Source organism: Wolbachia endosymbiont of Drosophila tsacasi (assembly GCF_028982115.1).
GTDB classification, from domain to species: domain Bacteria; phylum Pseudomonadota; class Alphaproteobacteria; order Rickettsiales; family Anaplasmataceae; genus Wolbachia; species Wolbachia pipientis_B.
Genome location: NZ_JAPQLJ010000038.1, coordinates 1 through 6,230 on the forward strand (window position 1 = coordinate 1; position 6,230 = coordinate 6,230).

The following is a 6,230-nucleotide window of genomic DNA, read 5'->3' on the forward strand; positions in this document are numbered from 1 at the left end:
TTAATCTGCACAGATGAAGATAACTGAATACCTTCACTATCATGATAAGGGGGCTGGCGAGGTTTGTCAAGTAAGTTTTTGTATTTAATCCGTTTCTATGGCTTATATAATAATTATTATTGTAGTATAATTTAGAATAATGCAATAGATAACTAAATATTTTGGCTATTAATTATATGTTGCATAAAAGCATATATTGCCCTACCATCCAAGTAGGTCAAAAATAAGGAGATTGTCATGAGTTTTACTTTACCTGAATTGCCATATGATAAAACAGCTTTAGGGCCTTACATATCTGCAAAAACCTTAGATTTTCATTATGATAAGCACCATAAAGGATATTTAAATAAACTCAACGAGCTGGTTGAAAATACAGATTATCAACATGTGGAAATTGAGGAAATAATAACAAAAGTGCATGGTAATAGCGATAAAGTTCCCATATTTAATAACGCAGCGCAAGTTTGGAACCACACTTTTTATTGGAATTCAATGAAGAAGAATGGTGGTGGTAAACCTAAAGATGATGGTTTTCTGGCAAAAAAAATTCAAGATGATATCGGTGGTTTTGATAAGTTTTGTGGGGAATTTGCCAATCATGGAATAAGCCAATTTGGTAGTGGATGGGTATGGTTAGTGCTCGAAAAAGGAAAGCTCAAAATCACCAAAACTCCAAATGCAGATTTGCCATTAATTTATAGCCAAGTGCCACTACTCACTATGGATGTATGGGAGCACGCCTATTATTTAGATTGTCAAAACCGTAGAATTGACTACATAAAAATTTTCCTTGATCATTTGATTAATTGGGATTTTGCAGAAGAAAATTTAAAAAAGAATACATAAGATGAATACACCTCAGGTAACAAAATTAGATAATGGTCTGCGCATAATAACTGAGCAGGTGCGTGATGTTGATTCCGTAGCTTTAAGCATACGAGTTGGTATTGGCAGTAGAGCGGAAAGTGCAAATCAAAATGGAATATCCCATTTCCTAGAACACATGGCTTTCAAAGGAACGAAGACAAGAACTGCATTTGAAATTGCAAAAGCTTTTGACGACATAGGTGGGGTTTTCAACGCCAGCACTGGTAGGGAAAGCACCACCTATTATGCAAAAGTCCTCAAGAAAGACATCAAAACTGGTATTGATATACTAATAGATATATTGATTAATTCTACGTTTCCAGAAGATGAATTGGAACGTGAGAAGGGCGTTGTAATACAAGAGATTTTTCAGACTAATGATTCACCAAGTGACGTTGTTTTCGATAAATATTTTGAGGCAGCTTATAAAGATCAACCTTTTGGCAGGTCAATCTTAGGCACGCAAGATACTGTAAAATCTTTTACTCGAGGAGATCTAGATAATTACATAAATGAACATTACTTTGGCGAGAATATGCTATTTACCGTTGTAGGAAATGTTGAACATGAAGAGGTTGTTGCATTAACCAAAGATTTTCTCTCAAAGATTCATTCTAAAAAGCTGAAAAAAAGCCAAAATGCGAGCTGTACTGGTGGTGAATATTTAGAACATCGTAAATTAGATCAGGTACACTTGCTAATTGGTCTACCTAGTGTTTCTCGCCATGACGATAAATATCACACGTTTCAAGTGCTTGATTCTATATTAGGGAGCGGAATGTCATCACGTTTATTCCAGGAAGTAAGGGAAAAGCAGGGATTAGCTTACTCTGTTTATTCATTTAATTCCAGCTACACTGATACAGGGATGTTTTCCATTTTTGCTGGCACAGATAGTAGTAACTTAGATAAGCTTTTAAAATCTATGACGACAGAATTGAAGAAGCTGTCTACAGGTAATCTGAAGGAAGAAGAAGTAAATAGAGTGAAAGAGCGAATAAAATCCCAAATTTTAATGTCACGCGAAAGTGTTAGCTCACGTGCTGAAACATTGGGGCACTACTATGGTAACTATAATAGGTACATCAGTAAAAATGAATTAATAGAAAAAATTAGTGCAGTTACCACTGCTAATGTAAAAAAAGCAGCAAAAGAATTGTTATCTCAGCATGAAAAAACCACTCTAGCTGCAATTGGAGAAATTAAATCATTGCCAAGTTACGATAAAGTGGTTTCTATGCTTAAAGCTTAGTGTACTTTAATTATGTTGCTTAGGCTCACTAAAAAGTTCAATGAACGGTTGCAAAATCCTTTCTATAAAAAGTTTGCTTTCTGATTCATCGCGTATGTTACTCATCAGTTTATTTAAAATTTTCTCGCTGTTTTGTAAAAATAAATAGCTTTCTACTGCTTGCACACCAGACAAGACAGTCAAAATTCCTCCTATCACTAGACAAGCAGCTATAGCAGGTACGGTACCCACTGCAATTGCAGTTGCGATCAATGATAACCCAGCTAAGAATGTAACGGCTGAAATGCAAAACGCTATTTGATGTTTTTCTTTATTGCTAACCATAAATACCTCACAAAAACTATATTTCTAATATACCAGTGTTGTCATGTATTGTCAAGTTTTTAAAGAAGATTAAAAAATGCAACGCACATGTGCAAAAGACGCTAACTATGGATTAACCAAGGAAGAAAGAGTAGGAAGAGGAAGGCTTTTTCTGTTTTAGGGAATATAAAATAAGCGTAGAAAAAATATGAACTAGGTATATAATTCACAGTGCAATGGTATCTCACTAATCCAATTATTTTTCTCCTGATCTAATCTATCGTCTAATATTGCCTGCCTTATTGATTCCATCAGCTTATTCATGAAGAAAACGTTATGAATGGTAACGAGCGTGTGAGCCAGAAGCTCTTTAGCTTTCAGTAAATAGTGTATATAAGCTCTTGAATGTTTTCTGCAGGTAAAACATAAACAGTCACTTTCAATTGGGTTATCATCTAGTTCAAATCGTTGATTTCGCAAATTAATATGTTCTTTGCACTTTGAAGAAATAGAATCTCTATTTTTTACTTTAATAAGCGCACCACCATGCCTTGCTAAACGGGTTGGATGCACGCAATCAAACGTATCAATTCCAAGACTAACTCCGCGAAAGATGTCCACAATTCCACCAATACCAAGCAAATGAGTAGGCCTATCTTTTTTCAGATGGTCCATAGTAAAAGAAACTACATCGTACATCTGCTCTTTACTTTGACCAAGTGATCCACCTATTGCTTGACCAAAAAATGGCAAATCGTTAATAAAATTACAACTTTCTCTACGTAAATCTTGATACACTCCACCTTGACTAATTCCATACAGTGCCTGCTTGCCATTATTGTTTTTTTCAAATTCATTTAAAGAACGTTCAGCCCATCTGTGGCTCATGAGCATTGATTTTGCTGTGTATTCTTTGCTTACGTGAAATGGAGTACATTCATCTAAGACTAAGATTAAATCTGCACCTAATTTTTGTTGAATTTTTATAGATTTTTCAGGAGTTAAGCAATAAGTTTTACCATTAATGTAAGAACGAAAAATTGCCCCATCCTCATTAATTTTGATCAAAGTTTTTTGTTTTTTTCTTATTCCTTTTATCTCTTCCGAAACTGATCCGTGGCCTAAGCTAAATATCTGATATCCACCTGAGTCAGTTAGCATTGGCTCATTCCATCCCATCATCTTGTGCAAACCACCAAGTTTTGCAACAGTATTCTCTCCTGGTTGAAGCATTAGGTGATAGGTGTTAGAAAGTATGATTTGGGTACCAGCTTCACTTATTCTTTCAATATCTGCAGCTTTAATAGCAGCTTTTGTTGCACAGAATATAAAAGCGGGTGTTTCTACGCTTCCATTTGGAGTTTTAATTGTTCCAACTTTTGCAGAACCTGATTGCTTGATTATCTTGAATGCAAATTCTTCTTTCATCTATTTGCCTGAAAGTTCTGTTATGATGTTTTCTACTTTCTCAGGAGTAAGATTTTCATAGAAGTCATTATTGATCTGCGTAACGGGAGCATTAACGCATGCACCTAGGCATTCAACTTCTTTTAAAGTGAACAGATTGTCTTTAGTAGTCTCACCGATATTGATTCCAAGTTTCTTTTTAAAGGTATTTAAAACTTCTTCACTATTACACAACCAGCAAGGAGTTGTTCTACAAATTTGTATTAGATATTTGCCTACTGGTTTTAAATTATACATGGTGTAAAAATTTGCCACTTCATATACACGAATATGTGGAATATGCAGCATATCAGCAACATAACGCATAGCAGGTTCAGAAACCCATCCGCATTGCTCTTGAACCAGATATAGTAAAGGCATGACAGCACTACCTTCTCTGCCTTTAGGATACATCTCTATAAACTTTCCTGCTTTCTTGAGGTTTTCTGATGTAAAACTAAACTGCTCTTCTTTTTCTATCATTCATGAGACTCGTGTAAACTTTAACAGATTATACCTGTAGAACCAATGATTGCAATTGTTGGTTTTTTGAGAAATAGCGTTTTGCAGTATCACACTACCCATACTGTCCAACTTGTAAATTCTTTTGGTTGGCTATAGGGTCCAGTTAAACAAAATCTGGTCATGCGCTAACTTCAATTGTTTCATAAGTTTGTTTCGGTAAATCTCAATTATTTTAGCTACAGCTAACTACTTAAAAAAATGCTTAAGAAATTATAGTATATTATTTATAAATATACTATTCTTGACATTTATTATAAATGTTGTGTATAATAAACTATATTTATTAATATGAGGTTAAACTATGAGTAAACAATTAAACTTATGGAAACAGGAAACTGGTGAAGAGAGTTTTAGAAAATTTATTACGTCAATATTAGATGGTAAGGAAAAAGATGGAGAAAAAAGGCTTCAAGCTCATGCCACAACTATTTATAGAAATTATGAACAGAGTCACAATCAAAAGCATTTTAGAGAAAATAAATTTGCTTCTGGTGCAGTAGTGATAGCATCTTGTGCTCTGATTCTGTTATCTCGATATTTTGATTTAAGAGAAAAAGTGCAAAGACCACTTGAATACATGGCACTTGCATCAATTGTTATTTTTGGAGTTGGATTTTTATATTCACTTTATCAAGAAAACGAATATAAAGTTTCTGATAAAAGGGGAACATATGAATCAGATTACGAAAAACATCAAATGCTTCCTGAGGTTCAAACAATTATGGATGAGCTAAAGGCAGAAACCTGCTCTAATGAAAATAGTAAGTCAACTGTTGGGTAAGTAAAAACTTGTGATTCCGCTATCTGTTAGCGGAATCTGTACAGTGGATAGCGAATTTTGCCTTTAGGATAGATTATATAGTTTGAGATACTTTATCCTCTCCTCATCTACAAAGCTTCTTAAGACCTGCTGCGAAAAGGTATATACTAATTTCAGGGTGAATTAGGCTAAAATAGCAGCAGGCTAAAACCCATGCCTCAAATTCACCAAACCTTCAATAATATTAAATCTCATGTTATATTTTTTCTGAAAGTTACGGTAAACGTGCGACAAAATCTTGAATATTTTCAATTCTCGTATCTTATTTTCGACCCTCATCCTAAATGATGCCAACTCTCGGTTGTGCTCCTTTTGCTCCTCAGTTAGTGGCTTCTTTCGGTATTTTTTGTATGGTATCACAACGTTACTTTGCAATTTTTGCCATCCCTGATAGCCAGAATCGGCATGCTTTATACTGTCTGTAGGCAGCAATTTCTCCTGTTTTCTTATCCGAAAATCGTGAATTCTCCCACGGTGAGATCTTGAAACCGATAAAATTTGCCCTCTTTCTTCGATCACAATTTCTGTTTTCATTGTGTGCACTTTTTTCTTGCCAGAGTAACTTTTCTTCCGTTTTCTGCTTTCTTTTGGCTGCTGTATCTGCTGCTCTGTAACATCTGCCAGTATCTTCAAAATCCTCTCTGGCGTTAGGGTTCTGTCCTTTTTTATAGTAATTTTTTTTGCCAACAGTGGTTCCATTTTCTTCAAAAGTCGGCAAATATTCGCATTATGTAAGTTGAAAAGGCAGCCTAAAAATCTGTGGGTTATGTAGGTCCGATAATACAAAATTACGCACAACATTTTATCTTCCAGTGTCGGTAAATTAGCAATTCTTCCGTGGCGCTTTTTCTGTCTTTCAAGCTTTTTCCACTCTGGACGGACTTTTTCCAAGATTTTTCGAATTCTTCTATTTTCAATCCCGTTACATCTCGAAAATTTCTCGGGTGTTTACTTACTTTATGGTAATTCAGACTCATTTTCCCTCACTTTTTATTTCTCTTTTTCATACTTTACCAT

6 protein-coding genes and 1 pseudogene are annotated in these 6,230 nt (G+C 34.8%); 3 read left to right on the forward strand and 4 right to left on the reverse strand.

From position 1 onward, the window contains the following. The first annotated feature begins 237 nt into the window (after positions 1–237). On the forward strand, positions 238–846 hold the full coding sequence (locus OZD70_RS02365; RefSeq protein WP_275020622.1) for a superoxide dismutase: 609 nt from the start codon (positions 238–240) through the stop codon (positions 844–846). Between the two features lies 1 nt (position 847). Continuing rightward, entirely contained in the window at positions 848–2,119 is a 1,272-nt protein-coding gene (locus OZD70_RS02370) for a M16 family metallopeptidase (RefSeq protein WP_275020623.1), read from the forward strand. Positions 2,120–2,125: 6 nt separating this feature from the next. Here OZD70_RS02370 and OZD70_RS02375 read toward each other — a convergent pair whose 3' ends face one another. The 3 genes from OZD70_RS02375 to nuoE form a co-directional block, all read right to left on the reverse strand. Beyond that, positions 2,126–2,443 carry a WD_0736 family protein gene (locus OZD70_RS02375; protein ID WP_275020624.1) on the reverse strand — a complete coding sequence of 106 codons (318 nt, stop codon included), beginning with the start codon at positions 2,441–2,443 and terminating at the stop codon, positions 2,126–2,128. A 192-nt stretch (positions 2,444–2,635) separates the two neighbouring features. Then, positions 2,636–3,850, reverse strand: coding sequence for a tRNA guanosine(34) transglycosylase Tgt (gene tgt, locus OZD70_RS02380; protein ID WP_275020625.1), 1,215 nt, complete (start codon positions 3,848–3,850; stop codon positions 2,636–2,638). Beyond that, a complete protein-coding gene (gene nuoE / locus OZD70_RS02385) occupies positions 3,851–4,351 on the reverse strand; it encodes an NADH-quinone oxidoreductase subunit NuoE (protein WP_275020626.1) in 501 nt (166 codons plus the stop codon). It abuts the gene before it with no gap. Positions 4,352–4,694: 343 nt separating this feature from the next. On the opposite strand from nuoE, the gene OZD70_RS02390 reads away from it, so the two are divergent. After that, positions 4,695–5,174, forward strand: a complete 480-nt coding sequence (locus OZD70_RS02390) for a hypothetical protein (RefSeq protein ID WP_182183668.1) — start codon at positions 4,695–4,697, stop codon at positions 5,172–5,174. Between the two features lie 183 nt (positions 5,175–5,357). On the opposite strand, the pseudogene OZD70_RS02395 reads toward OZD70_RS02390, so the two are convergent. Continuing rightward, positions 5,358–6,190 (reverse strand): annotated as a pseudogene (locus tag OZD70_RS02395) (transposase family protein). Between the last annotated feature and the right edge of the window lie 40 nt (positions 6,191–6,230).

Coding starts and splice junctions, on each gene's coding strand:
- OZD70_RS02370 (WP_275020623.1), top strand. CDS start 848: ATGAATACACCTCAGGTAACAAAATTAGATAATGGTCTGCGCATAATA.
- OZD70_RS02365 (WP_275020622.1), top strand. CDS start 238: ATGAGTTTTACTTTACCTGAATTGCCATATGATAAAACAGCTTTAGGG.
- tgt (WP_275020625.1), bottom strand. CDS start 3,850: ATGAAAGAAGAATTTGCATTCAAGATAATCAAGCAATCAGGTTCTGCA.
- nuoE (WP_275020626.1), bottom strand. CDS start 4,351: ATGATAGAAAAAGAAGAGCAGTTTAGTTTTACATCAGAAAACCTCAAG.
- OZD70_RS02375 (WP_275020624.1), bottom strand. CDS start 2,443: ATGGTTAGCAATAAAGAAAAACATCAAATAGCGTTTTGCATTTCAGCC.
- OZD70_RS02390 (WP_182183668.1), top strand. CDS start 4,695: ATGAGTAAACAATTAAACTTATGGAAACAGGAAACTGGTGAAGAGAGT.